The organism is Flavobacterium limnosediminis JC2902 (genome assembly GCF_000498535.1).
Taxonomy (GTDB): domain Bacteria; phylum Bacteroidota; class Bacteroidia; order Flavobacteriales; family Flavobacteriaceae; genus Flavobacterium; species Flavobacterium limnosediminis.
Genome location: NZ_AVGG01000002.1, coordinates 336,607 through 361,303, shown reverse-complemented (window position 1 = coordinate 361,303; position 24,697 = coordinate 336,607). Strand labels below are relative to the sequence as shown.

Genomic DNA, 24,697 nt, shown 5'->3' with positions numbered 1-24,697 from the left:
ATTAAGTTAATTCCAACTATCATGCCAAACTTTAGAATTGTTGGCCAATGATGAAATGGGTTTGCCATCCGCTTTTTTGGGTTTCTCCCGGAACGGCGTCGAATCCGTGAGCAAAATCAATACCCAATAAACCAAAGGCAGGCATAAATACTCTTAAACCAAATCCTGCGGATCGTTTTAATGAGAACGGACTGTAGTTCTTAAACGAATCGAAGGATGCACCTGCTTCCGCAAAGGTGAGGGCGTAAATTGAGGCCGACTGAGCCAACGTTATCGGATAACGCAATTCCAATGAGAATTTATTGTATACCGTCGCTCCAATCTGTTGTCCTTTTTTCGGGCCTTCTTCAATGATAGGGGCTAATGACTGATTCGGATAACCTCTCAACTGAATTACCTCGCGGCCGTCCATAGAGAAGTTTGCCAGTCCATCACCACCCAGATAAAATCGTTCGAAAGGTACTAAGCCTCTTTCCTGATTGTATGCACCAAGAAATCCGAATTCTCCTAAGGTGCGTAAAACAAATTTATCATATACTTTGGTATACCAATCTGCCTTAAATTTAATTTTATAATATTCCAGCCAGTTAAAACGTACCTGATCGACTTTAGCCGGATCTGCTGCAGCTTGCGTGTAATCAGTTGAAGGGGTCATTCCATCACTTTCATAAATCGGATTTCCATCTTCATCCAAATAGGTTCCCGGAGGAAGTCCGTCGCCTGGTTGGCTAACCATTTTGTTTTCCTCTAAATTACCTAAATTTCCGTAATCTACACCATTAAATAGTGAATATGGAAGGGTGAATTTGCCGGTAAGGGAAAATTCTGAACCATAGGTTGGGTAAATCGGGTTAAGTCCTTTACTGCTTCTTGTAAGTCCGATAGTATAAGTCAAGTTTCGTGAATCACCATTACCAAAAGTAAAAAGACCGGTGAAATAATTATTCAGATTATAGTACTGGTAAGCTACGGATTGCGATAAAATAAAATAATCATCCGGAACTTTCAGCCTTTTTGCCATTCCTACTGAAATGGAAGAAATTGTAAAACTTTGTTCTCTGGTTACATCACGGGTAGAGTAATTGTATAAGTATTGTTTACTATGTGATAATGAGGTTGAAAAACTCACTGGTTTTTTACCTCCAAACCACGGTTCGGTGAATGATAAACTGTATGTCTGGAAATAGCTGCTCCCCTGTAAGCGCAATGCCATTTTCTGGCCATCTCCCATTGGAAGTGGATTGTAGGCTTCTTTGTTAAATATGTTTCTTATAGAGAAGTTGTTAAAGGAAAGTCCCAACGTTCCTATGAAACCTCCTCCGCCATACCCACCTTGTAATTCTACCTGGCTGGATCCTTTTTCAACCACGTTGTAATTGATGTCTACAGTTCCGTCTGCACCGTTTGGTTTGATATCCGGTTTAAGAGCTTCGGGGTCAAAGTAGCCTAATTGTCCTAATTCGCGAAGACTTCGCATAAGGTTCTCTTTGCTCCATTTGTCGCCCGGTTTGGTGCGTAGTTCGCGGTAAATTACGTGGTCGTTTGTTTTGTCGTTTCCTGTAACGGTTACTTTGTTGAAGTAAGCGATTGGTCCTTCTGTAATACGAATTTCGAAATCGATGGTGTCGTTTGCTGTTTTTACCTCTACTGCATTTATGTTGGAGAACAGATAACCGTTGTTCTGGTATTCATTGGTAAGGTCATTACCATCAGGTTTTGATTTGTCGGCGATTCGTTCCTGAAGCAATTTACCGTTATACACATCACCCTTTTTGATGCCTAAGATTTGTTCTAAGTATTGGGTGTTGTATACGGTATTCCCCAAATAGCGGATGTCACCGAAATAATATTTTTTACCCTCTTCGAGGTTGATTTTAATGTCTACGGTGTTTTTTTTGTCGTTGTAAGTAACCGTTTCACTGGTAATTCTTGCGTCACGATATCCGTTTTCTTTGTATTTGTCCACAACCGCAATAAGGTCTTCATTGTATTTGTCTTTGATGAACTTGGAGGATTTGAAAATACGGAAAGGATTGATCAGGCTCTTTTCTTTAGTATTGGATAATGCGCTTTTAAGTTCTCCTGTTTTTAGCTGAGAGTTTCCTGAGAAGTCAATAGTTCTGATTTTTACTTTTTTTCCGCGATCAATATTAACGACCATGTTTACCCTGTTTTCGGTAGAATCAGGGATGGTGTTGATGGAAACTTTCGTGTTGTAAAAACCGTCTTTTTTGTATTTGTTTTCGATGTAATTTTTAGTCGTTGTCAGTAGGTTTTCGTTAACTACCTTGTCTTTTTTAAGATCGGTGTCTTTAGTTAATTCCTCTACTTTTCCTTTTTTTACACCTTTAAATTTAACCTCGTTAAGTTTTGGTAATTCATTGATGTTCAGTTCAAGGAAGATACTGTCGTTTTGGATTTTATTCACATAAAAGTTAATGTCATTGAAAAGCCCCAGTTTCCACAATTTCTTGATGGCACTGCTGATTTCGTCTCCGGGAACGGTGATTATTTGTCCTTTTTCCAGACCGGAAAAGGTAACAACGGTTTGCTGATTGTAAGTTATCTTACCGGTAACATCAACGTTGGCAAGAACGTATTTTTTTCCTGCTTCCGGGATGTTGCTTTCTTGGGCGTTTACGGTGGAAATACTTCCTAAAAATATAATTGAAAAAACTAATTTTATAGTTTTCTGAAACATTTTTGAGTTATTTAATTTGTTCACTTGTTTTTCCAAATCTTCGTTCTCTTTTTTGATAACTGATAATCGCGTCATATAAATCTTTTTCTCTAAAGTCAGGCCATAACACATCAGTAAAATAGAACTCGGCGTAAGCGATCTGCCACAGCAAAAAGTTGCTGATACGGTGCTCACCACTGGTTCTGATTACTAAATCCACGTCGGGTAGATTATGCGTGTAAAGATGCTGATTAATAATCGATTCATCAATATCAGTCGCTGAAATTATATTATTTTTAACTTTATCGCTTATTTTTCGGACAGCCGTTAGTATTTCCTCACGGGAGCCGTAGCTTAACGCCAGCGTTAAAGTCATTCTTTTGTTGTTTTTTGTTTTTTCGATTACTTCGAGTAATTCCTTTTTTACCGAAGCAGGAAGGTTTTCCAGATTTCCGATGGAATTTAAGCGGATGTCGTTTTTTACAAGGGTTTTCAATTCTCCTTTCAGGGAAGAAATCAAAAGTTTCATCAGGGTGTCCACCTCAAGTTTCGGACGGTTCCAGTTTTCAGTCGAAAAGGCATAAAGGGTCAGGTTTTCTATGCCCAGTTTTGCGCAGGTTTCAACCACTACGCGAACCGATTTTGTTCCGCTTTCGTGACCAAAAGCACGAAGCATTCCTTTTTGTTTTGCCCAACGACCGTTGCCGTCCATGATTATGGCCAGGTGTTTGGGTAAATTGTCCTTATTGATATTCTCCTGTAAACTCATCTTATTCTGCGCAAAAACAAGGGTTTTGTCCAAAAGTATACGTTAGTGTTACTCCTGTGAAAACGTACCAGTCATTGCTGTTTAAATTTCCAAATTGTAAAGCGGTGTATTCCGGATTTTCAGGATTGCTTCCATCCAAATTATCCGTGAAACTATATTTTACGCTGCTTTCCAATCCTATTATAAAGTTATCCGTAATCCGTGTTTTTATCCCCAAAGTCATCGGAATGGCAAAGGAATATTTGCTTTCGTCGATTTTTGTCTCCCCGTTCAGCACATAGAGTTCATCATAGCGAAAAACAGTCAGTCCCGTATGTACGTAAGGCGTAATCAAAAAGCCGCTGTCGTGTAAATCGAAATCGAAAAAATTAAATTCCAGTCCCGCCGAAAGTTCCTTAATCTCATTTTCAAAACTGTAGCCGCGTTTCATTCTTGCCGGTACATCCGAATCCGAGTCGTTGGATGATATTTTTCCCTGAGTGTACGAAAAGCGATAAGCATGTCGCACACTTCGGTTCCATTTGTACAAAATTCCGAAGCTGAAATCCTTTGGAGCAATATATGTCGTCGGACCTACATCTCCAATGTAGTTGCTTCCGCCCAGAAAGACACCCAATTCATTGATTTGTGCCTTGGTTTGTGTGCAGAGCAGAAGAAAGAATATTGCTGTAAAGATTCTCTTCATTTTGTTAAAATAGTGTGCAAATATAACAATATTGATTTCTAAACCATCCTTATTGCAGCATTTTCACGAAGTTAAAAGTAATAAAACTTAAATTAATCTTTACCTAACGGGATTTGTGGGCTTTGTAGTATAAATGCCAGGTTGAAATTCTCTTAATTGCGTTTGTCTTCTCCCCAAAGAAGTTTGTTTCGGAGTGTTTTTAAGAAACCTTCTTCGGGAAAATCTACCATATTGATGGTAAATGGCGCTTTTTTTATGTGAATTTCATTTTCGTTGTCAATCGCTTTTGTTCCAGAATCCAATGAAACCAGAAATTGAGGTTCACGGCCTGAAACTTTGAGTTTTATCTCGGTTTCGTCGCAAATTACTAATGGTCGAACATTCAGATTGTGTGGCGCTATGGGGGTAATTACAAGGCATTTCGATTCGGGTGTGATGACCGGGCCTCCGCAGCTTAAATTGTATCCGGTTGAACCTGTTGGTGTTGAAATAATCAGTCCGTCCGCCCAAAAGGAAGTGAGGTATTCACCGTTCAGACAGGTTTCGATGGTAATCATCGAAGTGGTGTTTTTACGGGAAACGGTTATTTCGTTTAGGGCAAAATTCAGATCATAAATGTCGCAGGGATCGGGATAGCATTCCAGGCTCAGCAATGTTCTTTCCGAAACTTTGTAGTTGCCTTCAAATAAAAAGGGGAGTAGTTTTTCTATTGATTCCTGCTGAACATTCGCCAGAAAACCCAGACGTCCGGCATTAATTCCTACAATGGGGATGTTTTTGCTTTTTACGAAAGTAGTCGCGCGAAGCATGGTGCCGTCACCGCCGATGCTGATAAAAAAATCATAACCGTCGTTAAGTTCCGTATGGCTTGAAAAAGTCAGCATTTCTTTTTCGAAAACGTTGTTCTCGGATAAGATGGCATGATAATTAGCTTCGAAAACCACTTCAGCGTTGTTTTTTTGGGTAACCGCCAAAATTCTGTCGATGATGTCTTTGGTGTTTTGCTGGTAAGTTTGTCCGTAAATCGCTAACTTCATGGAATGGTATGCTGATTAGATGTTTAAATATTTGTCAAGATAATCCGATCTGTCCTTCAGGTTGTTCAGATAAGCGTCTTCCTGATGTTCGCTGATGATTTCATAATTGTAACGTCGAAACGTCTGGATGATTTCGTTCATTCCTCCAAGGCTTAACTTTAAAGTGACCTGTATTTTTTCCAAATCGGAATGAGAAATGAAAAGACCCAGCAGTCTGGCGTTGTTGTTTTCCACGATTTGCGCAATCTCAGCCATGCTGTAATCCTTGATGCCTTTCTCCACAACAAGAATACCGCCGTCTTCTTTTAGAAAAGGGGTTTCGTGAAAGCATTTTATCACATCGGCAATTTCATAGTAGCCAATGTAAGCGTTGGTCTTGTCGAGAATGGGAACCACATTGGTTTCGTTCTTGGCGAAAATTTCCAAAACATCCAGCCAAATCATCGTGTCTCTGGCGAAAAAGCGCTCAAAAGTATAGCGGAACTCGCCAATCTTTCGGTCACTATCCAGAAGTTCCACATCATCCGCACTCGCGCAACCAATATATACACCGTCCTCCAAAACCGGAAAATGGCTGTAAGGAAATTCAAGGAATAAGTCCTGAACCGATTCGATCGAATCCTCAATATGGATCGGATCGACCTCTTTGTTGATGTATTCGCTAATTTCAGTCATAGTGTAAATATCGAAATCGACTGCAAAATAATCAAAAATTAGGACATTCTACCTTAATTTTACTTTGTATTTTTGTGGGAAAATCGTTTTAGCATGACAAAATTATCCGTAAACATAAATAAAATAGCCACATTGCGAAATTCCCGCGGGGGCAATGTGCCTAATCTACTTCAGGTTGCAACCGATATTCAGCGTTTCGGGGCTGAAGGTATAACCGTACATCCGCGACCGGACGAAAGACATATTCGGTATCAGGATGCCAGGGATTTGGTTTCTGTAGTTTATACGGAATATAATATTGAAGGAAATCCGCAGCATAATTTTATTGATCTGGTTTTGGAATGCAAGCCTACGCAGGTAACATTGGTTCCCGATGCGATTGGGGCATTGACTTCCAATGCGGGTTGGGATACGGTAAAAAACCAAGCTTATTTAAAAGAGGTCATCACCGAATTTAAAAGCAACGGCATCCGTACTTCCATTTTTGTCGATCCGGTTTTGGAAATGATTGAAGGGGCGAAGGAAACCGGAACGGATCGCATCGAATTGTATACCGAGGCTTTCGCGCATCAGTACGGCTTGGGGAATAAGAAAGGAATTGAACCGTACACGGCATCCGCTGTTCTAGCAAATGAATTGGGCTTAGGGATCAATGCCGGGCACGATTTGAGTCTGGATAATATTAAATTCTTTAAAGAGAACATTCCGGGACTTTTGGAAGTTTCGATTGGGCACGCCTTAATTTCGGAATCGCTTTATCTTGGATTGGAAAATGTTGTTAATATGTATCTGCAACGCTTAAAATAATGGAATTACACTCACGAATTGAAGGCGAAGGAAAGCCACTATTGATTATTCATGGTTTTTTAGGAATGTCCGACAACTGGAAAACCTTGGGTAGCCAGTTTGCGCAACAAGGATTTCAGGTGCATATGCTTGATATGCGCAACCACGGGAAAAGTCAGCATTCTGAAGATTTCACCTATGAAATAATGGCGCAGGATGTGTGCGACTACTGCAAACTGCATCAATTGGACAAGATATGTCTTTTGGGACATTCGATGGGAGGGAAGATTGCGATGCTTTTCGCGACAAGCTATCCTGAGAAAGTCGAGAAACTCATAGTGGCCGATATTGGTCCGAAATACTACGCGCCACATCATCAGACAATATTAGCTGGTTTGAATGCCGTGGATTTCTCAGCACAGCCAAGCCGGGCAGAAGTGGAAGAAACGGTTTCGCAATTTATAAAAGACTCCGGAACGCGCCAGTTTCTCCTGAAAAGCCTGTATTGGGTTACGCCGGGCCAGTTGGGTTTCAGGTTTAATCTCGATGTCTTCAATAGGAAGATTGAAACCATCGGTAATGCCTTGCCGTTCGAAAATCATTATGAAAAACCCACTTTGTTTCTTCGCGGAGATAAATCCGATTATATTTTAGATGCCGATTTTGAGACCATAAGACATCATTTTTCAGATGCAGAAATAGTAACGATTAAAAATGCCGGCCACTGGCTGCATGCGGAGAATCCAAAGGATTTTTATGATGCGGTTTTGGATTTTCTGTTGAAATCCGAATGATTTTTGGTAATAGGGTTGTTAAAGTAGTATGAGTGCATAACATTTTTCTTAAAAAAATTGTAAAATCCATATTTTGTTATAAATTTGGATTCATCATTTGAAAAAAAATGATAAAAACTAACACTTTTTAACACTATGAGAAAACTATTATCTATGACATTATTGGCTCTGGCGGGTACATCTGCGTTTGCAGGTGGATACCGTGTGAGTTTACAGGGGCAAAAACAGCTTGCGATGGGTCACACGGGTGTGGCCGTTGTAAACAGTGCTGAAGTTATGTTTTTCAATCCTGCTGGAATGTCTTTCCTGGAAGATAAGTTCAATGCTTCAGTGGGAGCAAACGCTCTTTTTGCAAAAACAAAATTCCAGAATGAAACGTATAACTGGCAGAATTCAACTGACAACATGGGGACGCCTTTTAATGTGTACGCTTCTTATAAGATAAATAATTGGTTGTCAGCCGGTATTGCAGTCTACACCCCGTATGGAAGTGAAGTGGAGTGGGATCGCGACTGGCAGGGCTCTCATCTTGTGAATAATATTGATTTGCAGGCAATTTACATTCAGCCAACCATTTCATTGAAAGTAAGCGATGAGTTTGCTATTGGTGGTGGGCCGATTTACGTAACTGGTTCCGTATCGTTTGACAGAAATTTAAACAGAAGCTTGGCAAATGAGGCCGAAAACCGAACCGATGTGAATTTGGAAGCCAAAGGAATCACGGCTTGGGGATATACGGCCGGATTCATGTTTAATCCATGTAAAGAAATTCGCTTAGGGGTGAACTACCGTTCCGAAATCATTATGGAAGCCCGAGGTGGTGATGCTACTTTTAATGATGTTCCGGCTTTTGCTCAAGGGACATATTCAACTACCACTTTCAATGCCGATTTGCCATTGCCGGCTGAATTAACGGCAGGATTATCATTTAATGTGACCGATAAGTGGATGATCGCTTTCGATTACAACAGAACCATGTGGCGTGCTTATGAGTCTTTGAATGTTGATTTCGATAACAGCGTGCCAACTTCGGTAAACCCGAGAAACTACCACGATACAAATACATACCGTGTAGGAACCCAGTACAAAGCCACTGATAAATTTACATTCAGAGCAGGTTGGTATAAAGACGAAAGCCCAATTTCTTCGGGTTATTTTGCTCCGGAAACACCTCGTAACGATTCTATGGGGTATACGGGAGGTTTAACATACCAGATCAATAAGAAATTAGGAGTTGATGCATCTTTCTTATACTTGCATTTTGATGAGGTTGACGCGTCTTACGATCATTATCAGGAAAATGGTCAGACAATTCCGTTTGGAGGTACTTACAAATCGACTGTTTTTTCTCCAGGTGTTGGTTTAACGTATAGCTTCTAATTTAAAATAAAATCGAGATGAAAAATAAATATATATATATTGCTGTAATAGCAGCTTTGGGTCTTGCTTCTTGTGAGCCTGAATTTGAGACAGAAGTTAATGATGCGTCCTACTCAGCCGGAGAGGCTGATTTCTCTTCGTATGTGGCAGTCGGGAATTCCTTAACTGCCGGTTACATGGATGGAACGGTTTTCCGCGGAGGTCAGGCATATTCTTATCCTAACCTTTTAGCGCAAAAATTTGCAATTGTTGGAGGGGGTGCGTTTACACAACCTTCCTTTGCTGATGATGTTAATAATCTGGGAGGTTTGATGTTGGGCGGAGTCCAGATAGGAGGAACACGATTGGTTATCGATTTTGCTGCCGGAGGGCCTGAACCTATAGTTGGAACGCCAACTGTTGAAGTTTCAAATCTTCAGGCTACTGCTTATAATAATATGGGAGTTCCTGGGGCAAAATCATTTCATTTGCTAACACCGGGTTACGGTAATCTTGGCGGTGTGGCTTTAGGGACGGCAAATCCTTATTTTGTAAGACATGCTACAAGTGCCAATGCGACTGTTTTGGGGGATGCGATGTCTAAAAATCCGACGTTCTTCACCAACTGGATTGGATCCAACGATGTGTTGTCTTATGCGACTTCCGGTGGGATCGGGGTAGACCAAACCGGAAATTTTGATCCGTCGACTTATGGCGGAAATGATATTACGGATCCTCAGGTTTTTGCAGGAACTTATAATCTAATTGTTAACGGAGGTACACACCCGGTGTTGGGCCCGATTACAGGATTAACATCAAATGGAGCTAAAGGAGTTGTTGCTACAATTCCAAGTGTTACTTCTATACCTTTCTTTACAACAGTTCCATATAATCCATTGACTAAATCAGTACTTGGACAAGGGAATGATGCTGTGGGTGAGGCGACTATCAATGCTTTAAATGCCCAGTTGTACGGTCCGTTAAAACAGGCTTTAACTGTTTTTGGAGCCGGAAACAGAATTAACTTATTGTCTACAACAGCCAGTAATCCGTTGTTGATTAAAGACGAATCGTTAACGAATTTATCAGCCCAATTAACAGCGGCATTTACACCAACACTTGGTGCGGCTACAGCTGCATTTTACGGTCAGGTATTCGGTCAGGCAAGACAGGCTACTTCTCAGGATTTAGTTCTTTTGACTACGAGATTGGCTATCGGAACAGCTCCTGTAGGGGTTCCTGCTCCATTGGATAAATACGGTATCACTTATCCGTTAGAAGATAAACACATCTTAATTCCAACGGAGAAAACAGCCATTGCGAATGCTACGGCGTCTTACAATAATACAATTAAATCTATCGCGGCTGCCCAAAATTTAGCTGTTGCGGATATGAATGCAATTATGAATCGCTTAGTAAACGGATTGCGATTGGAAGACGGTCAGATTTACACGGCGGATTATTTTGCAGGTGCCTCTAATCTTAGTACAGTATTGTTCTCATTGGATGGAGTGCATCCAAATCCAAGAGGATATGCGGTGATTGCTAATGAAATCATCAAGGTGATTAATTCGCATTATAAAGCGAAATTGCCAATTTACGAAGTGGGCGGTTTCCCTGGTGTAACCGTATTGGGTTCCAACTAAAAAAAATATAGTTTTAAAAAAAGCGCTGATTTTTCAGCGCTTTTTTACTTTTGCAAAAAAAATGTTATCATGAAAAATTTACTTGTCCGGCTTTTGCTGACAACTGTTCTGATTGTGGTTTTGTCGTATTTTCTTCCGGGAATTCACTTGGCGACCATAAAAGCCGCATTGATAGTTGCGGTGGTATTGGGATTGCTCAATACGTTTTTAAAACCCGTTTTGGTTTTCTTTACCTTGCCGATTACACTATTTACATTGGGTCTGTTTCTTTTGATTATCAATGCCGGAATGGTATTGCTGGCGGATTACCTGATTGATGAATTTACAGTGGATACGTTTTTGAATGCGCTAGTATTCAGTGTGGTATTGTCAGTAAGTCAGTGGGTTTTGAATCTGTTTGTGAAGGATTAAGTTCGGAGGAATTGCTTTTCCGGTTGTTAAGAACTGGTCCATGTTTTGTGAAAACAGTGCAGATATTTGTCGGTTTTTGAGTGTCTTCGGACTGCGGAAAAGCAAATAATTATAATCGAATGAAATACAATAGGTTAAAAACTTGGTTGGGTTGTAAAAAATATATAATTTTGCAACCCAATTTTAGTATGTAAAAAATCAAAATAATGAATATTACAAGAAGCAATGTAGATGCATTAAATGCGATTGTAACTGTTGAGGTTACTAAAGAAGATTATGCAGGTCAGGTTGAAAAAGTTTTAGCAGGTTACCGTAAAAATGCCAGTATTCCTGGGTTTAGAAAAGGAGCTGTGCCAATGAGTTTAATTCAGAAACAATACGGTAAAGCGGTTCTTTTGGATGAAGTTAACAAATTGTTGCAAAATTCATTGAATAACTATCTTGTAGAAGAGAAATTGGATATTCTTGGGAATCCGCTTCCTAAAATGACAGAAGATTTCAATTGGGATACCGATAACTATAAATTCGAATTCGAATTAGGTTTGGCTCCGGAATTCAAAGTGGATTTAGCTGCAAAAAATAAAATCACGAAATATACCATTGTTGCCGACGATAAAATGTTGGACGAGCAAGTGGAGCGTATTCAAAAACAATACGGGAAAATGATTTCTAAAGAGAAAGTTGAAGAAGGTGACGATATCAGCGGAACATTCTCTAATGAAGAAAACGGAATCAACAACCCGGTTACTATCAACCTTGATATTTTCAAAAGAAAAACGGATGTTAAGAAATTCATTGGTAAAAAAGTTGGTGATGTAGTGACTTTGGGAACAAAAGGTCTTTTTGATGACGATCACAAATTAATGGACTATCTGAAAGTAGATCATGATGCTGTTCACGGTTTGGATATCGAAGTAAACTTCACTATCGAAGAAATTAACACTTCTGAAAAAGCAGAATTAAATCAAGAGTTGTTCGATAAATTATTCGGAGAAGGAAATGTAACTTCTGTTGAAGAAGTGAAAGCGAAAATCAAAGAAGATGCAGAGCAGCAATTCGCTACACAAGCCGATCAGAAATTCTTAAACGATGTTACCGAGTTCTTAATCGAAAGCACAAAATTCGAATTACCGGCAACGTTCCTTAAAAAATGGATTCAAACGGTTGGCGAAAACCCATTAACTCCGGAGCAGGCTGAAGAAGAATACGCAAAATCAGAAAACGGATTGCGTTATCAGTTAATCGAAGGAAAAGTGATTGTGGAAAACAATTTGCAGACAACTTTTGAAGAATTAAAAGGATATACTGCGGAACTGATCAAAAAACAAATGGCACAGTTCGGTCAAATGAACCCTACAGATGCTGATGTTGATGGTATCGTGGCAAGAGTATTGTCAAACCAAGAAGAGGTTAAACGTCTTTCGGAACAAATCATGAGTGAGAAGATGGTGAATCTGTTTAAAGAAAAAGTTTCGGCTAAGGCAAAAGAAGTTTCTTATCAAGACTTTATTAAAGAAATGTACGGAGAATAATTTTTCTTAAAAAAATAAGTATATTTGAGCGTCAGACATTTTGTTTGACGCTTTTTTTAATCTTACAAACTAAATATACCCCTATGAACTACGGAAAAGAATTTAAAAAATATGCCACGAAGCATCACGGAGTAAACAGTATGTATTACGATAAAATCGTAGGAAGCATGACTCCGTATATTATTGAAGAACGTCAGTTAAATGTGGCCTCCATGGATGTGTTCTCACGTTTGATGATGGACAGGATCATTTTTATGGGAACCGGTGTGGATGATTATGTGGCTAATATTATTCAGGCACAGTTGTTATTCCTTGAAAGTGTGGATGCTTCAAAAGATATCAGCATTTATATCAATTCCCCGGGCGGAAGCGTGTATGCCGGTTTGGGAATTTACGATACCATGCAGTTTGTGAAACCGGATGTGGCGACCATCTGTACAGGAATGGCGGCTTCGATGGGTGCGGTTTTATTGTGCGCTGGGGCTGAAGGAAAACGTTCGGCGTTACCGCATTCCCGTGTGATGATTCATCAGCCTTCAGGAGGGGCTCAGGGTGTTGCAACGGATATGGAAATCAATCTGAGAGAGATGTTGAAGCTGAAAGAGGAATTGTATGAGATCATTTCGAAACATTCGAAACAGCCGTACGATAAAGTGTTTAAGGACAGTGAAAGAGATTACTGGATGAAAGCCGATGAGGCGAAAGAATACGGTATGATTGATGAAGTATTGAGAAGAAGTTAAATTAATGAGAGTCAAAAGTTAAAGGTGGTAAAGTCAGCTTTATACTTTGTAACTTTGCAACAAAAATAAAAATATGGCTAAAGAAGTTTTAGAGTGTTCTTTTTGTGGAAGGAAAAAGCCAGAAACCAATCTGCTGATTGCCGGCATCAACGCGCACATTTGTGATAAGTGTATTGAGCAGGCACACGGCATCGTATTGGAAGAATTAAAACAAAACGGAAGTTCAGGATTGCTTGCTGATTTAGTGTTAAGTAAGCCGAAGGAAATACGCGCCTTTTTAGATCAGTATGTTATCGGACAGGATCAGACCAAAAAAGTGATGTCCGTAGCGGTGTATAACCACTATAAGCGTTTGCTGCAAAAGCAATTCGACGATGAGGTGGAAATCGAAAAAAGTAATATCATAATGGTAGGGCAAACCGGAACCGGAAAAACTCTGGTGGCCAAAACAATTGCCAAAATGCTGAACGTTCCTTTGGCTATCGTAGATGCGACAGTGTTAACTGAAGCAGGATATGTAGGGGAAGATGTAGAAAGTATTTTAACCCGATTATTGCAGGCCGCCGATTATGATGTGGCTAAAGCCGAAAGAGGAATCGTTTTTATCGATGAGATTGATAAAATTGCTCGTAAGAGTGATAATCCTTCTATTACACGAGATGTTTCGGGAGAAGGTGTGCAGCAGGCTTTGTTGAAGTTATTGGAAGGGACGGTTGTGAATGTGCCGCCAAAAGGAGGTCGTAAGCACCCGGATCAGAAATTCGTTGAGGTAAATACGCAGAATATTCTGTTTATTGCCGGTGGGGCTTTTGATGGGGTTGAGCGAATCATCTCCAAACGATTGAACCGTCAGGCGGTGGGATACGGTACGTCTAAAAACTCCGATGCCATCGACAAGGACAATCTGTTACAGTATATTATTCCGAAAGATATTAAGGACTTCGGGTTGATTCCTGAGATTATTGGACGTCTTCCGGTATTGACACACATGGATCCTTTGGATAAAGAAACCTTGCGTGCGATTTTAACCGAACCTAAAAACGCTTTGGTGAAGCAATACAAGAAGTTATTCGCAATGGACGATGTGGAATTTACTATTTCGGACGATGCTTTGGATTTTATAGTTGATAAGGCCTTGGAATACAAATTAGGGGCACGAGGATTGCGATCGCTTTGTGAAGCGATTTTAACCGATGCGATGTACGATTTGCCAAGTTCTGATGAAACATCATTGTTTATCGATAGAGAGTATGCGGAACATTCGCTGAGTAAAAATTTACTGCAACGTTTACAGGCAGCTTCTTAAATATAAAAAATCCCGATTGTTCGGGATTTTTTTATGTCTTAATCGAAAAAGATATCCTCGGAGAAGTCGAGTATTTCTGATTCTGAAAAGTTGTTCTTCATCTCGTCCAGTCCTTTGGCTAAAAGTAATTCGGTGGTGAATTTTCTGCTGATGCCGTGAATGTGTCCGTCATGAATCAATTTAAAGAAAAATTTACCTGCGGGTGTTTTGAATTTTAAAAACGAAACGTTCTCGACACGTTCTTTTAGGTACAAAATATCCTTTTCGCACTCTTCCTTGCTTTTGTAGCTCTGACTCGTTAAAAGGGTTTTTCCTTTTCGGGAATTGAATTCGAATTTAATTAGTCCGTTCTCTTTTTTGCTGATGGCGAAAGTTCCCATTGGAGTGTTTGTTTTTAAAGGCTGCAAAAATATAAAAGTCTCGATATATTCAAGGGTTTTTATTTGGGAAACGCCGTGTGTTTAGTTTTTTTGTGCAGCGCCCGATTTTATATGTCTCGTTTTGCGGTTTCAGGTGCATGGATTGTGCTTAACTGAGTAAAACTTTATTCGGAACAAAACTGATGATGGCTGGAAATAAAAAAAGCTTCAAACGTTAATTTGAAGCTTTTGTACTCAAGGCGGGACTTGAAACCTGTCTGTTTTGTGTTTTTTGTAATGTCTTTAAAAATCGTATAAATGAACCTTGAACTCTTGTAAATGCTATTGTTTAAAGTTTTTTTATTGCCTTTAATGATAGAATGAAAACTAATGAAATGGAATGAAATAGTAGAAATGTGGGAGTAATGTGGGAGTAAAACTTGTAATTGAAAAACAAAGCCTTACCTTTGAGTTGTTCAAAAGTTCAAACATGGCAAATATTCAGTTTAGACTGCAAAGCAGTACAAAAGAGAAAAAACCTATCTCGGTAAGGTTTAAAGTAGGTAGAAAAACAGACGTAACCGCAAACACCGGATTTTCAATAAATGAAAAAGACTGGACAGAAACAAACCTACCAAAGAAAAATAACGACGTTAATAAATTACTTCATAAGTCGTTATTGAAGTTGCAAAGTTTTTTAGAAGACCGTTATAATGAAGCCTTAACCGATTCTACCGTTATTGATAAATTTTGGCTATCAAATCAAATCAATGAATGTTTTGAGAGGGTTGAAAAAAAGGATACTGGAATACTTGCAAATCATATTCAGTTCATTATTGATAACGCTAACACCCGCAAAGTTTCCGGACGTAATCAGATAGGAATTTCAAAAAGTAGGGTTAAGGGTTACGAAACTTTTAAAAAAATAATTGAAGACTATCAAAAGACAGCAATCAAAAAACAAATTCACTTCTTAGATATTAATAAAACCTTTGTAGATAAGTTTACGAACTGGTTAATTAACACAAGAAACTATTCCAAAAACTACTCCGGTAAGCAGTTAGATAATTTAAAAACTGTTTGTTTGGATGCTGAAAAATTAGAGATAAAAACAAACCCATATATTAAGCAAATAGAAGGTTTTGCAGAATCAAACGAGGAACGTTTTATAGTTACTTTGTCATTTGATGAATTGGAACAAATTAGAACTTGCAATAAAATTACAAATGATGCCCATTTAAACGCCCGTAAATGGATCTTAATAGGTTGTGAGATTGGACAGCGTGCAAGTGATTTATTGAATATTACAAAAGAGGATATTCGGTATAAAGGCGGACGAATGTATTTGGACGTTATACAACGGAAAACAAAAAAATCAGTAACGATTGGAATAATTAATCCTTATGTTGTCGACATAATGAAAAACGAATTTCCATATAAGGTAAGTACTCAAAAACTGAATGAACACATTAAAAAAGTTTGCGAGATTGCGGAAATAAATGAGAAAGTAGAAGGTAAAAAATTAAACCCTGAGGCAAAGAAAAACAAGCCGGAAACAATGCGTAAAATACAAAATTTTTACCCTAAATGGGAATTAATAACGACACATAGTTTTAGACGTTCGTTTGCATCAAATTATTACAAAAAAATACCAACGGCCGTATTAATTCAGATAACCGGACACTCAAAAGAAAGTTTGTTTTTGAACTACATAAATCAAAGGGAAGATAAAGATGCTAACGCAGATTTATTTATGCAGTTTTACGAGCGATTGAACAAAGATAAGGAGCCTGGAATGACAGTAATTAGAAACGCACAATAGTAAGCCAACCTTTAAAAATTTTTGATAAATATTATGAAAGAATTTTTCAATAAAAACAAGTTAGCAATAGTACTCTTTTTTGGTATCATTGTTTTAGCTGTAATGAGTAGATACAAAGTAATCAAGAGTAATTATGATAATGCTTTGCTGTTGGATAGGTGGACTGGTGAATTAGAAATAGTTGAGGTTAATAAATAAAAAAATATGGATAATTTTAATTTTACGCAGCCAGAATTAGAAATTTTAGGTCTAACAAGATGTTTAGAAATGGGTGAAGAAGAAAACGGAGTATCAAACCTAAAAAGGTTTTTGAATGATGCGGTAACGAGTCATTTGTATAAACTTTCAACCACACCGGAAACAAATAACGAAATGACAGAAACTGACTTTAAAGCCTTAATGAAGAACATTAAAATTTTAGATAATATGTTTGATTATATTGAGGAAGCCCGACTAAGTAAGTAGTTGGTGTAACTAACAAAATTAAAGTTCAAAAGTTCAAATAGGCATGATTATAAAAATTGAAAATACTCAATCGAAATATTCAAACGACATTATCTACAAAGTAATCAAGAAACTACTTAATAACGACGATTTGACATATAGGGGCAAAGAAATACCTAATTATGTTAGATTGATGTTGATAGCAGATATTGTAAAAGAAATTACAAGTCAAGAGTTGTATATATCCACATTCAAACTGTTTAAAAAAGACATAAGTACAATTTTAGATAATTTCGATAAACTCGAATTACTAGAAAGAGTGTTGATTCATAATAATGCTCCGGCCGAATTATCAGTTAGAATTCGCTCTTACTACTTATCTGTATTTATAAAATATGATTGTTTTCTAAAGACTTTATCAGGAACCGGAATCAAAACAGAAGAATTGATAATTTATACTGAGTTGGAAAACAGTATTTACACAAACATTGATGAAATAGAAACTTTTTTCAAAAAGTCTGTTTTTTTAAATGGAATTAACACAATACCAGGAGATACCAGAGTTCAGGTAATAGGTAAAATTATAAACGATTTAAGTGGGAAAGAATATTTAGAAGATATTGATTATAGAGGAGAAATAAAATATTTGAATACTATAAAAGAAAGGACTTTTGAAATTCAAAAAGAAGTATCTGTGAATGAAAATCCGTTCCCTAAAGTATTTTGTGGTGCAGACGAAAAAAATTATTTGTTATTTAAAATTTACTCAGAAAGATACATTATTGATAGGTATGCGGATTATAGTTTTTTAATTCAAAAAATGAAAAAGGAAGAAAGAATTATTCCTATAACACATTCAAAACTAATGGAATGGTTATTTGAAAACGATTTTATAAGCGAAAAAACACATCAAGAATTTTTAAATAAAGAGAGTTTTAGCACCAAATATTCGTCAGCAGGAAGAGAAAATAATTACAACTTAATAGTAAAAGAGATTTTCGAGCTGAAATAATACAATAAAACGGATCCCCGAGAATCGGAAAAAACTACCATGAATCGGAAATGAAACCGATTGAGATTTGTACTCAAGTTTAACAATAAATAAAAAACTTATGAGTGCAATTCAATTCATTTCCGTTAGCCCTGACGAACTACAAAACAAAATCGCAGAGAGTGTAAAAAGTCATTTAGACGAATTTCTTAAACACTTCAAACCAAAACAGCCGGAAGAATATCTGTCACGCCAAGAAGTCGCAGGACTTTTTAAGGTAGATATATCCACCGTTCACAACTGGTGCAAATCAGGCAAACTCACGCCTTACGGAATCGGGGCAAGAGTTTATTTCCTAAAATCAGACATTGAAAAAAGTTTAACCCCTTTAAATGGCTGATTATGGAAAAGACAGGCAATTTCAAAACTCCCGAATTTCATAGGCACGTCTACGGGGTTTTAAACAAAACCAAATCATATACAGTTTACCGACTAATAGGGTTAAAAGGCGGGTTTAATCATTTTGAGGAACTAATTAGAATAGAGCCTTATCAAGAAAAATCTAAATCTTCAGGTATTACAAAGTATTTGAGAATAAGAAACACAAATAGCTGGAAAACATCAGAGGCAGTTACCGGATTAAGGCCAACAGGAATAAAAAACATTTACTACGGAGATAAGAGAAAAGGCGAAAAGAAGAGTCTTTTAATATTCCACTTTACGGAGGGTAAAAACTTTATAACCCAAGAGCCGGAAATATGGCTAATAATTGACGTTTATTTTTCATTCTATCCGGCAACCCCAAAAATTTTAGCGCAAATAATTAATACCTACAAAACGGAATAAATGAAAAAAGGGAGTTGTTCAGGCTCCCTTTATTTTGTTCAAAAGTCGTTTTAACAGGCAATGTCAAAACTTCAACAAATATAATCAATTGATAGACTTTGTAAAAATATTAATCAAGGATTTAGATCCATCCGAATTGGAAGGTAACACCTTATTAGATTTTGAAAGAAAGGCAAGCGTGACAACCGGAGAAATAAAAACAGTCAATCGTTACGGATATGCAATAACACCATACAAACATGCATATTACAAAGGAATTGAATTTGTAATTTATGATACGGGAACCGTTTTTTTTAAAGGAAGTCTGCATAAGTATTGGAACAACGGAGCGCATAATTATAACAATTTTGATTTAAAGGCTGTTTTGTTGGTTTTAAATGATTTAAACGATAAATTCAATATAACACCTCAGCAATGTATTTTAAAGTGTTTGGAAGTAGGTGTTAATATCACGCCGCCGGAACCAACAAACGAGATTTTAAATAACTGCCTACTGCATAAAACAAAACTTTTTGAGTATCAAAAAAATTCAGAGGAGGGAAAATACAAGCAAGTTGAACATTCGCAGTATATAATTAAGGCATATAATAAGGCATTGCACTACAAATCAAAAGGTTTTGAAATTGACAGCGAAATAATGCGTTTCGAGATTAAATATACTAGAATGGAAAAATTAAATAAGAAGGGTATATTCACGCTATTTGACTTAATAAATTACGGACTTCATAACTTCAAAAATGAATTGATAACCGAATGGGAAAATGTATTGTTTTATGACAACACCACCCAAATTGACACTTTAAGTACAAAACTTAAATATAGAATGTTGGAATATTCAAATCCAAATTATTGGAGTGGGTTGTTGTCGAATAATCAAACAGAGAACTTTAAAACCCACCGAAAGCAGTTTAAAGAAATAACAAAAACGTATTCAAACAATATTCAAAAAAACATTACTGAAGTAATTAGTCAAAAGGTGGATTTTTTAAACTTCAACACCACCCAAATTGACACTTTAAATATACTGTCAAAAAAGGTGGAGTTGGTTTCTTCAACACCTTCTGAAAAATCAGTTTGCAAAGTGACTGGATTAGATATTTCGATGCAGAAAGAAAACAGTCTTTTACTATCACATACCGGATTGAAATATTATTATCTAACCGACAAAAAAACATTTGAGCAAATCAAAAGACGGTATTTGTCCGGCAAGTGGGTTTTCTCAGATTACAAAATGCAAATAAAAGAGATCGCTCACAATATTAGAAACACCGACAGCAACCAAAGAATAAAGCAAAACAGACTTTACCCTTCAGGACAAACTAATTTATTAACCACATTACTAACCAATTAAAAAAAACACTCAAACAATGATAGTAATAGAAAGAGAATTAACCGAGATAGCAAACAAATTAATTAAAAAAGGCGTTAAGGAATTTATAAGTAAGAGCGATAAGGACAAAATCGAATCACTCTTGATAAATTACATTACAAATAAAGTTTTTAACGTCGAGCAAATGAAGAAACAAGTAAGAGGTTTTGATTTAAGGGGGAGAAGGGACGTCGAATTACAATATGATACTCAGGACGTAGAAAAGTATGTTAACGACTTACTTAAAACAATATTTGGATAGTTTATTTGTGTTGAAAAAATCAAGTTCTATGTCTGGTTTCTGGACGTATTTTAATCTTGCCTTCTTTTATTTCAAAACAGCAGAATGAAAAAACAAAAATCATAAAAACCAACAACCCTCGACTTAGCATCTGTTCTCCGGTAACTTCAAGTAGATGCGGGCTCAATGAGTTATTTTTATAAGTTATACTTTCAATTACAAAAGTATATAAGATTGAAAAGACACAATACACAACCAAAAATAAAACGGTTTTCGTTTCTAAATACAATAGTAGTTTTCTAAGCATAATTTTAAATACGATTTAAGTTCCTTTTTTACAAACTGCAGTCTGAAACCTTTATAGGTATTAAACCAAATATAGGTTTTTCTTTCATAATACACTACGGAAAAAACAGTGTAAATAGTGTGATTGTGCAAACGGTTGGGAAAAAATAGCAGTGAAATAAAAGTTTCCTTTATTGGTGCGACTTTACAAGTTTTACGTGTGACCTAAGTAGGATTACAAAAACAGTAGAGCCATGCAAACCGCCTCAATAAAAAAAACGGAAAAATATTTTTTGACCGAGATAATTCAACCCCTATACCCCTAAAAAATCCGAGTTTCCGAAATGCCCCAAACGGTTTATATAGGGGGTAGGGAACCAACCTTGAAGATATATACAAAATTTTTTACCCTATCCAAAACATAGAGCAGGTTGAAAAGTAGTACATTTATACAACGTAAATAAACCCCACGCGAATATTCTTTGTATCAAACATTTATACAATCTATAAAACTCAAAATCTTTAAAAAACTATAATCTGAGTTTGCGCGTGAGGCAGAAATGGAAAAGATATTGAATCACTTAATAAATCATTTATGGAACAGGACAAAAAAGAAACAAATCTGAAAATAGATTGGACAGACTTCGACAAATTAACGGACAATCAGAAAGCAGCACTTCAGGCACACAAGAACTTCAAGGAAAAACAGGCGGTGAAAATGGAGAAGGGTGAAGATAAAAATGTTTAAGAAAGGTAATTTTGGAAGTGTTTTCTAAAATGTGGGAGATATGTGGGAGGAATGTAAAAAAGAAAAACCGTAAATACTTAATTTAAAGTATATTACGGTTTTTTCTTGTACTCAAGGCGGGACTTGAACCCGCACGGACTAATGTCCACTGGATTTTAAGTCCAGCGTGTCTACCGATTCCACCACTCGAGCATTATATTGGTAGTAGAGCGAAAAACGGGGTTCGAACCCGCGACCTCAACCTTGGCAAGGTTGCGCTCTACCAGCTGAGCTATTTTCGCATTTTCATGTTTTTAAAGAACCGCGTTACTTTCGTATTGCGAGTGCAAATGTAAAACATAAATTCAATTCTGCAAGCATTTGAGGAGAAAAAAATAAAACTTTTTTTTAATTCTTTGATACCGTTTGTTTTACAATTGTATTATTTTTTGGTTAACATACGCTTGATTTCATTCAGCTTCATTAAGGCTTCCACCGGAGTCAGGGTATTGATGTCCAAATTCAGGATTTCCTCTTTGATTTCTTCCAAAAGCGGGTCGTCTAAATTGAAAATGCTCAATTGTAATTCTTCTTTATCCGACTTAATTCCTGCTAGCGCTTCGCTGGAATGATCCTTTTCGAGTTTTTTAAGAAGTTTTTGGGCTTTCAGAATAACCGTTTGTGGCATTCCGGCCATCTTAGCCACATGAATACCGAAACTGTGCGCACTTCCACCCTTAACCAGTTTACGGATGAAAAGAACGGTGTCTTTCATTTCTTTTACCGAAACATTGAAATTCTGAACGCGTTCAAAAGTAATTTCCATTTCGTTCAGTTCATGATAGTGGGTAGCAAAAAGCGTTTTAGGTTTGTTTGGATGTTCGTGCAAATATTCCGCAATGGCCCAGGCAATCGAAATTCCGTCATAGGTTGAGGTTCCCCGACCGATTTCGTCCAATAAGACTAAGCTTCGGTTGGAAATATTATTTAGAATGGAAGCGGTTTCATTCATCTCCACCATAAAAGTGGATTCCCCCATCGAAATGTTATCGCTGGCACCCACACGGGTAAAGATTTTATCCACAATGCCCATACGAACGCTTTCTGCTGGAACAAAACTTCCCATCTGCCCCAAAAGGACAATCAGGGCGGTTTGTCGCAGAATGGCTGATTTACCCGACATGTTCGGACCGGTAATCATAATGATCTGCTGGGTTTCGTTGTCCAGAAAAACATCATTCGCAATATAGGGTACTCCTACCGGCAATTGTTTTTCAATCACGGGATGGCGACCGTTTTTAATATCCAGATCGAAACTTTCATCGATTTCGGGGCGAACGTAATTGTTCTCGACAGCCAATTGCGTAAACGAACACAAACAGTCTAATTGCGCTACCAGGTTTGCATTCAGTTGTACAGGTTTGATGTACGTCGAAATCCAAAGCACCAGTTGTTCAAACAATTCCGATTCCAGTTTGTGGATTTTTTCTTCGGCGCCTAAAATCTTGGTTTCGTATTCTTTCAGTTCTTCGGTAATATAGCGTTCAGCATTCACTAAGGTTTGCTTACGGATCCATTCGGTCGGAACTTTGTCTTTATGGGTATTTCGGATTTCAATATAATAACCGAAAACGTTATTAAACGATATTTTTAACGACGGAATACCGGTTTTTTCACTTTCACGGGCTTCCATGGCTTCCAGATATTCTTTTCCGGAAAAAGCGATGGAACGCAATTCGTCCAGTTCAGGATGGATTCCTTTTGCAATCGCATTTCCTTTGCTTATGGCCACTGGGGCATCCGGATTTAAAGTCGTTTTTATTTTTTCACGTAACAAGTCGCAGGAATGCAAACTGTCGCCTATGGTTTTTAAAGCTTCATTGGCGCTTTCCAGAGCCTGCGCTTTCATCGGGATGATGGCATCGAGTGAATTACACAGATATACCACTTCACGCGGACTCACTTTTCCGGTGGCAATTTTTGAAATCAGACGCTCCAGATCGGAAATCTGTTTAATCTGGTGTTGCATGTTGTGCAGTACGTCCTTGTTGGTTTTCAGATAGTCCACCACTTCATGACGGCCCTGAATTTTCTTAGCGTCTTTCAACGGCAATGCCAGCCAGCGTTTTAATAAACGGCTTCCCATCGGGGAAAGTGTGCGGTCGATGACATCCAGTAACGTAACCGCATTCGGATTGTAACTATGATACAATTCCAGATTGCGGATGGTGAATTTATCCATCCAAACGTAAGCGTCTTCGGCAATACGATGGATGTTGGTGATGTGCTGGATTTTATTGTGTTGTGTTTCCGATAAATAATATAAAATCGCTCCCGAGGCAATAACGCCTTCTTGCAATTCTTCGATCCCGAATCCTTTCAGTGAATTGGTCTGGAAATGATTTGTCAGGCGTTCAAAAGCGTAGTCTTCTTTGTAGATCCAGTCTTCCAGAAAGAACGAATGGAAATCTTCGCCAAAACTGTCTTTAAATTGACTTTTATAATGTTTCTGAACCAAAACTTCACTCGGATTGAAGTTCTGAAGTAATTTGTCAATGTATTCGTCATTGCCCTGCGCTGTTAAAAATTCGCCTGTGGAAACATCCAGAAAAGCCACCCCGATATTTTTTTTGCCAAAGTGAATGGAAGCTAAGAAGTTATTTGATTTGGAATGTAAAACTTCGTCATTCATCGCAACACCCGGCGTTACCAATTCGGTCACTCCTCGTTTTACAATGGTTTTGGTCATTTTCGGATCTTCCAACTGATCACAAATTGCTACACGTAGTCCGGCTTTTACCAGTTTCGGCAAATAAGTGTTCAGGGAATGGTGCGGGAATCCGGCCAGAGCGGTTTCAGAATCGGAACCGGCTCCTCTTTTGGTTAAGGTAATTCCTAAAATTCCTGCAGCACGTACCGCGTCGTCACCAAAAGTTTCGTAGAAATCGCCTACACGGAAGAGCAGACAGGCATCGGGATATTTGTTTTTTATCTCGTTGTACTGCTTCATTAACGGGGTTTCCTTCGGTGTTTTTTCTTTTGTTGACATAGTAACGGGTTTGTTTGCAAATATACATGAAGACTTTATCTCAAGAACCTTAGTCTTAAAAATTAATTAAAATTGTGACTTTACTGAAAATCGAAACATCTTTTTTAATAGATTTGCCTTCTAAATGTTTAAATACAAAAG

At 37.7% G+C, this 24,697-nt stretch carries 24 protein-coding genes and 2 tRNA genes; 17 read left to right on the top strand and 9 right to left on the bottom strand.

Annotated features, from left to right (window positions below):
- Nucleotides 1–31: 31 nt before the first annotated feature.
- The 5 genes from bamA to FLJC2902T_RS04375 form a co-directional block, all read right to left on the bottom strand.
- Nucleotides 32–2,776 carry an outer membrane protein assembly factor BamA gene (bamA, locus tag FLJC2902T_RS04395; RefSeq protein ID WP_035677129.1) on the bottom strand — a complete coding sequence of 915 codons (2,745 nt, stop codon included), beginning with the start codon at nucleotides 2,774–2,776 and terminating at the stop codon, nucleotides 32–34.
- Nucleotides 2,709–3,449, bottom strand: coding sequence for an isoprenyl transferase (locus FLJC2902T_RS04390; protein WP_023578566.1), 741 nt, complete (start codon nucleotides 3,447–3,449; stop codon nucleotides 2,709–2,711). Before FLJC2902T_RS04390 ends, bamA begins: the two co-directional genes overlap by 68 nt.
- A gap of 1 nt (nucleotide 3,450) precedes the next feature.
- Entirely contained in the window at nucleotides 3,451–4,134 is a 684-nt protein-coding gene (porG, locus tag FLJC2902T_RS04385) for a type IX secretion system protein PorG (RefSeq protein ID WP_023578565.1), read from the bottom strand.
- 152 nt (nucleotides 4,135–4,286) lie between these two features.
- Entirely contained in the window at nucleotides 4,287–5,171 is an 885-nt protein-coding gene (locus tag FLJC2902T_RS04380; RefSeq protein ID WP_023578564.1) for an NAD kinase, read from the bottom strand.
- Between the two features lie 15 nt (nucleotides 5,172–5,186).
- Nucleotides 5,187–5,846 carry a CBS domain-containing protein gene (locus FLJC2902T_RS04375; protein WP_023578563.1) on the bottom strand — a complete coding sequence of 220 codons (660 nt, stop codon included), beginning with the start codon at nucleotides 5,844–5,846 and terminating at the stop codon, nucleotides 5,187–5,189.
- A gap of 93 nt (nucleotides 5,847–5,939) precedes the next feature.
- On the opposite strand from FLJC2902T_RS04375, the gene FLJC2902T_RS04370 reads away from it, so the two are divergent.
- From FLJC2902T_RS04370 to clpX, 8 genes are all read left to right on the top strand, one after another.
- Nucleotides 5,940–6,653: a pyridoxine 5'-phosphate synthase gene (locus FLJC2902T_RS04370; RefSeq protein ID WP_023578562.1), complete on the top strand. Its 714-nt coding sequence runs from the start codon at nucleotides 5,940–5,942 to the stop codon at nucleotides 6,651–6,653.
- Nucleotides 6,653–7,426 carry an alpha/beta fold hydrolase gene (locus FLJC2902T_RS04365; protein ID WP_035677126.1) on the top strand — a complete coding sequence of 258 codons (774 nt, stop codon included), beginning with the start codon at nucleotides 6,653–6,655 and terminating at the stop codon, nucleotides 7,424–7,426. The genes FLJC2902T_RS04370 and FLJC2902T_RS04365 overlap by 1 nt, the downstream gene beginning before the upstream one ends.
- A gap of 135 nt (nucleotides 7,427–7,561) precedes the next feature.
- Nucleotides 7,562–8,806 (top strand): OmpP1/FadL family transporter, encoded by a 1,245-nt coding sequence (locus FLJC2902T_RS04360; protein ID WP_035677123.1) that lies wholly within the window; start codon nucleotides 7,562–7,564, stop codon nucleotides 8,804–8,806.
- Between the two features lie 17 nt (nucleotides 8,807–8,823).
- Nucleotides 8,824–10,431 carry an SGNH/GDSL hydrolase family protein gene (locus FLJC2902T_RS04355; RefSeq protein ID WP_023578559.1) on the top strand — a complete coding sequence of 536 codons (1,608 nt, stop codon included), beginning with the start codon at nucleotides 8,824–8,826 and terminating at the stop codon, nucleotides 10,429–10,431.
- Between the two features lie 69 nt (nucleotides 10,432–10,500).
- The gene (locus FLJC2902T_RS04350; RefSeq protein ID WP_023578558.1) at nucleotides 10,501–10,842 is read left to right on the top strand and encodes a phage holin family protein; all 342 of its coding nucleotides are present in this window, start codon (nucleotides 10,501–10,503) and stop codon (nucleotides 10,840–10,842) included.
- Nucleotides 10,843–11,048: 206 nt separating this feature from the next.
- Nucleotides 11,049–12,374, top strand: a complete 1,326-nt coding sequence (gene tig, locus FLJC2902T_RS04345; protein ID WP_023578557.1) for a trigger factor — start codon at nucleotides 11,049–11,051, stop codon at nucleotides 12,372–12,374.
- An 83-nt stretch (nucleotides 12,375–12,457) separates the two neighbouring features.
- A complete protein-coding gene (gene clpP / locus FLJC2902T_RS04340; RefSeq protein ID WP_023575501.1) occupies nucleotides 12,458–13,117 on the top strand; it encodes an ATP-dependent Clp endopeptidase proteolytic subunit ClpP in 660 nt (219 codons plus the stop codon).
- A gap of 73 nt (nucleotides 13,118–13,190) precedes the next feature.
- Nucleotides 13,191–14,423, top strand: coding sequence for an ATP-dependent Clp protease ATP-binding subunit ClpX (gene clpX / locus FLJC2902T_RS04335; RefSeq protein ID WP_023578556.1), 1,233 nt, complete (start codon nucleotides 13,191–13,193; stop codon nucleotides 14,421–14,423).
- A gap of 38 nt (nucleotides 14,424–14,461) precedes the next feature.
- Here the strand turns inward: clpX and FLJC2902T_RS04330 are convergent, their stop codons facing one another.
- Nucleotides 14,462–14,803 carry a YegP family protein gene (locus FLJC2902T_RS04330; RefSeq protein ID WP_023578555.1) on the bottom strand — a complete coding sequence of 114 codons (342 nt, stop codon included), beginning with the start codon at nucleotides 14,801–14,803 and terminating at the stop codon, nucleotides 14,462–14,464.
- A 469-nt stretch (nucleotides 14,804–15,272) separates the two neighbouring features.
- On the opposite strand from FLJC2902T_RS04330, the gene FLJC2902T_RS04325 reads away from it, so the two are divergent.
- The 9 genes from FLJC2902T_RS04325 to FLJC2902T_RS16210 all read left to right on the top strand — a co-directional run bounded on the left by FLJC2902T_RS04325 (nucleotide 15,273) and on the right by FLJC2902T_RS16210 (nucleotide 21,528).
- Nucleotides 15,273–16,604, top strand: a complete 1,332-nt coding sequence (locus FLJC2902T_RS04325; protein WP_023578554.1) for a tyrosine-type recombinase/integrase — start codon at nucleotides 15,273–15,275, stop codon at nucleotides 16,602–16,604.
- Nucleotides 16,605–16,637: 33 nt separating this feature from the next.
- Nucleotides 16,638–16,802, top strand: a complete 165-nt coding sequence (locus FLJC2902T_RS16215; protein ID WP_023578553.1) for a hypothetical protein — start codon at nucleotides 16,638–16,640, stop codon at nucleotides 16,800–16,802.
- A gap of 6 nt (nucleotides 16,803–16,808) precedes the next feature.
- Nucleotides 16,809–17,069, top strand: a complete 261-nt coding sequence (locus FLJC2902T_RS04320; RefSeq protein WP_023578552.1) for a hypothetical protein — start codon at nucleotides 16,809–16,811, stop codon at nucleotides 17,067–17,069.
- 43 nt (nucleotides 17,070–17,112) lie between these two features.
- Nucleotides 17,113–18,060 carry a hypothetical protein gene (locus tag FLJC2902T_RS04315; RefSeq protein ID WP_023578551.1) on the top strand — a complete coding sequence of 316 codons (948 nt, stop codon included), beginning with the start codon at nucleotides 17,113–17,115 and terminating at the stop codon, nucleotides 18,058–18,060.
- A 100-nt stretch (nucleotides 18,061–18,160) separates the two neighbouring features.
- A complete protein-coding gene (locus FLJC2902T_RS04310; protein ID WP_023578550.1) occupies nucleotides 18,161–18,439 on the top strand; it encodes a helix-turn-helix domain-containing protein in 279 nt (92 codons plus the stop codon).
- Nucleotides 18,440–18,441: 2 nt separating this feature from the next.
- Nucleotides 18,442–18,885 carry a hypothetical protein gene (locus FLJC2902T_RS04305; RefSeq protein WP_035677119.1) on the top strand — a complete coding sequence of 148 codons (444 nt, stop codon included), beginning with the start codon at nucleotides 18,442–18,444 and terminating at the stop codon, nucleotides 18,883–18,885.
- Between the two features lie 88 nt (nucleotides 18,886–18,973).
- Nucleotides 18,974–20,236, top strand: coding sequence for a hypothetical protein (locus FLJC2902T_RS04300; RefSeq protein WP_023578548.1), 1,263 nt, complete (start codon nucleotides 18,974–18,976; stop codon nucleotides 20,234–20,236).
- A gap of 16 nt (nucleotides 20,237–20,252) precedes the next feature.
- Nucleotides 20,253–20,516, top strand: coding sequence for a hypothetical protein (locus tag FLJC2902T_RS04295; protein ID WP_023578547.1), 264 nt, complete (start codon nucleotides 20,253–20,255; stop codon nucleotides 20,514–20,516).
- 859 nt (nucleotides 20,517–21,375) lie between these two features.
- Nucleotides 21,376–21,528, top strand: a complete 153-nt coding sequence (locus tag FLJC2902T_RS16210) for a hypothetical protein (RefSeq protein WP_023578545.1) — start codon at nucleotides 21,376–21,378, stop codon at nucleotides 21,526–21,528.
- Nucleotides 21,529–21,636: 108 nt separating this feature from the next.
- Here FLJC2902T_RS16210 and FLJC2902T_RS04285 read toward each other — a convergent pair.
- The 3 genes from FLJC2902T_RS04285 to mutS all read right to left on the bottom strand — a co-directional run bounded on the left by FLJC2902T_RS04285 (nucleotide 21,637) and on the right by mutS (nucleotide 24,556).
- Nucleotides 21,637–21,720, bottom strand: a tRNA-Leu gene (locus FLJC2902T_RS04285).
- Nucleotides 21,721–21,736: 16 nt separating this feature from the next.
- Nucleotides 21,737–21,809, bottom strand: a tRNA-Gly gene (locus FLJC2902T_RS04280).
- 140 nt (nucleotides 21,810–21,949) lie between these two features.
- Entirely contained in the window at nucleotides 21,950–24,556 is a 2,607-nt protein-coding gene (gene mutS / locus FLJC2902T_RS04275) for a DNA mismatch repair protein MutS (protein ID WP_023578544.1), read from the bottom strand.
- Nucleotides 24,557–24,697 lie beyond the last annotated feature (141 nt).

Coding starts and splice junctions, on each gene's coding strand:
- FLJC2902T_RS04320 (WP_023578552.1), top strand. CDS start 16,809: ATGGATAATTTTAATTTTACGCAGCCAGAATTAGAAATTTTAGGTCTA.
- FLJC2902T_RS04355 (WP_023578559.1), top strand. CDS start 8,824: ATGAAAAATAAATATATATATATTGCTGTAATAGCAGCTTTGGGTCTT.
- FLJC2902T_RS04390 (WP_023578566.1), bottom strand. CDS start 3,449: ATGAGTTTACAGGAGAATATCAATAAGGACAATTTACCCAAACACCTG.
- FLJC2902T_RS04305 (WP_035677119.1), top strand. CDS start 18,442: ATGGAAAAGACAGGCAATTTCAAAACTCCCGAATTTCATAGGCACGTC.
- bamA (WP_035677129.1), bottom strand. CDS start 2,776: ATGACGCGATTATCAGTTATCAAAAAAGAGAACGAAGATTTGGAAAAA.
- FLJC2902T_RS04310 (WP_023578550.1), top strand. CDS start 18,161: ATGAGTGCAATTCAATTCATTTCCGTTAGCCCTGACGAACTACAAAAC.
- FLJC2902T_RS16210 (WP_023578545.1), top strand. CDS start 21,376: ATGGAACAGGACAAAAAAGAAACAAATCTGAAAATAGATTGGACAGAC.
- FLJC2902T_RS04360 (WP_035677123.1), top strand. CDS start 7,562: ATGAGAAAACTATTATCTATGACATTATTGGCTCTGGCGGGTACATCT.
- mutS (WP_023578544.1), bottom strand. CDS start 24,556: ATGTCAACAAAAGAAAAAACACCGAAGGAAACCCCGTTAATGAAGCAG.
- FLJC2902T_RS04365 (WP_035677126.1), top strand. CDS start 6,653: ATGGAATTACACTCACGAATTGAAGGCGAAGGAAAGCCACTATTGATT.
- tig (WP_023578557.1), top strand. CDS start 11,049: ATGAATATTACAAGAAGCAATGTAGATGCATTAAATGCGATTGTAACT.
- porG (WP_023578565.1), bottom strand. CDS start 4,134: ATGAAGAGAATCTTTACAGCAATATTCTTTCTTCTGCTCTGCACACAA.
- FLJC2902T_RS04325 (WP_023578554.1), top strand. CDS start 15,273: ATGGCAAATATTCAGTTTAGACTGCAAAGCAGTACAAAAGAGAAAAAA.
- FLJC2902T_RS16215 (WP_023578553.1), top strand. CDS start 16,638: ATGAAAGAATTTTTCAATAAAAACAAGTTAGCAATAGTACTCTTTTTT.
- FLJC2902T_RS04350 (WP_023578558.1), top strand. CDS start 10,501: ATGAAAAATTTACTTGTCCGGCTTTTGCTGACAACTGTTCTGATTGTG.
- FLJC2902T_RS04375 (WP_023578563.1), bottom strand. CDS start 5,846: ATGACTGAAATTAGCGAATACATCAACAAAGAGGTCGATCCGATCCAT.
- clpX (WP_023578556.1), top strand. CDS start 13,191: ATGGCTAAAGAAGTTTTAGAGTGTTCTTTTTGTGGAAGGAAAAAGCCA.
- FLJC2902T_RS04330 (WP_023578555.1), bottom strand. CDS start 14,803: ATGGGAACTTTCGCCATCAGCAAAAAAGAGAACGGACTAATTAAATTC.
- FLJC2902T_RS04380 (WP_023578564.1), bottom strand. CDS start 5,171: ATGAAGTTAGCGATTTACGGACAAACTTACCAGCAAAACACCAAAGAC.
- FLJC2902T_RS04370 (WP_023578562.1), top strand. CDS start 5,940: ATGACAAAATTATCCGTAAACATAAATAAAATAGCCACATTGCGAAAT.
- clpP (WP_023575501.1), top strand. CDS start 12,458: ATGAACTACGGAAAAGAATTTAAAAAATATGCCACGAAGCATCACGGA.
- FLJC2902T_RS04295 (WP_023578547.1), top strand. CDS start 20,253: ATGATAGTAATAGAAAGAGAATTAACCGAGATAGCAAACAAATTAATT.
- FLJC2902T_RS04315 (WP_023578551.1), top strand. CDS start 17,113: ATGATTATAAAAATTGAAAATACTCAATCGAAATATTCAAACGACATT.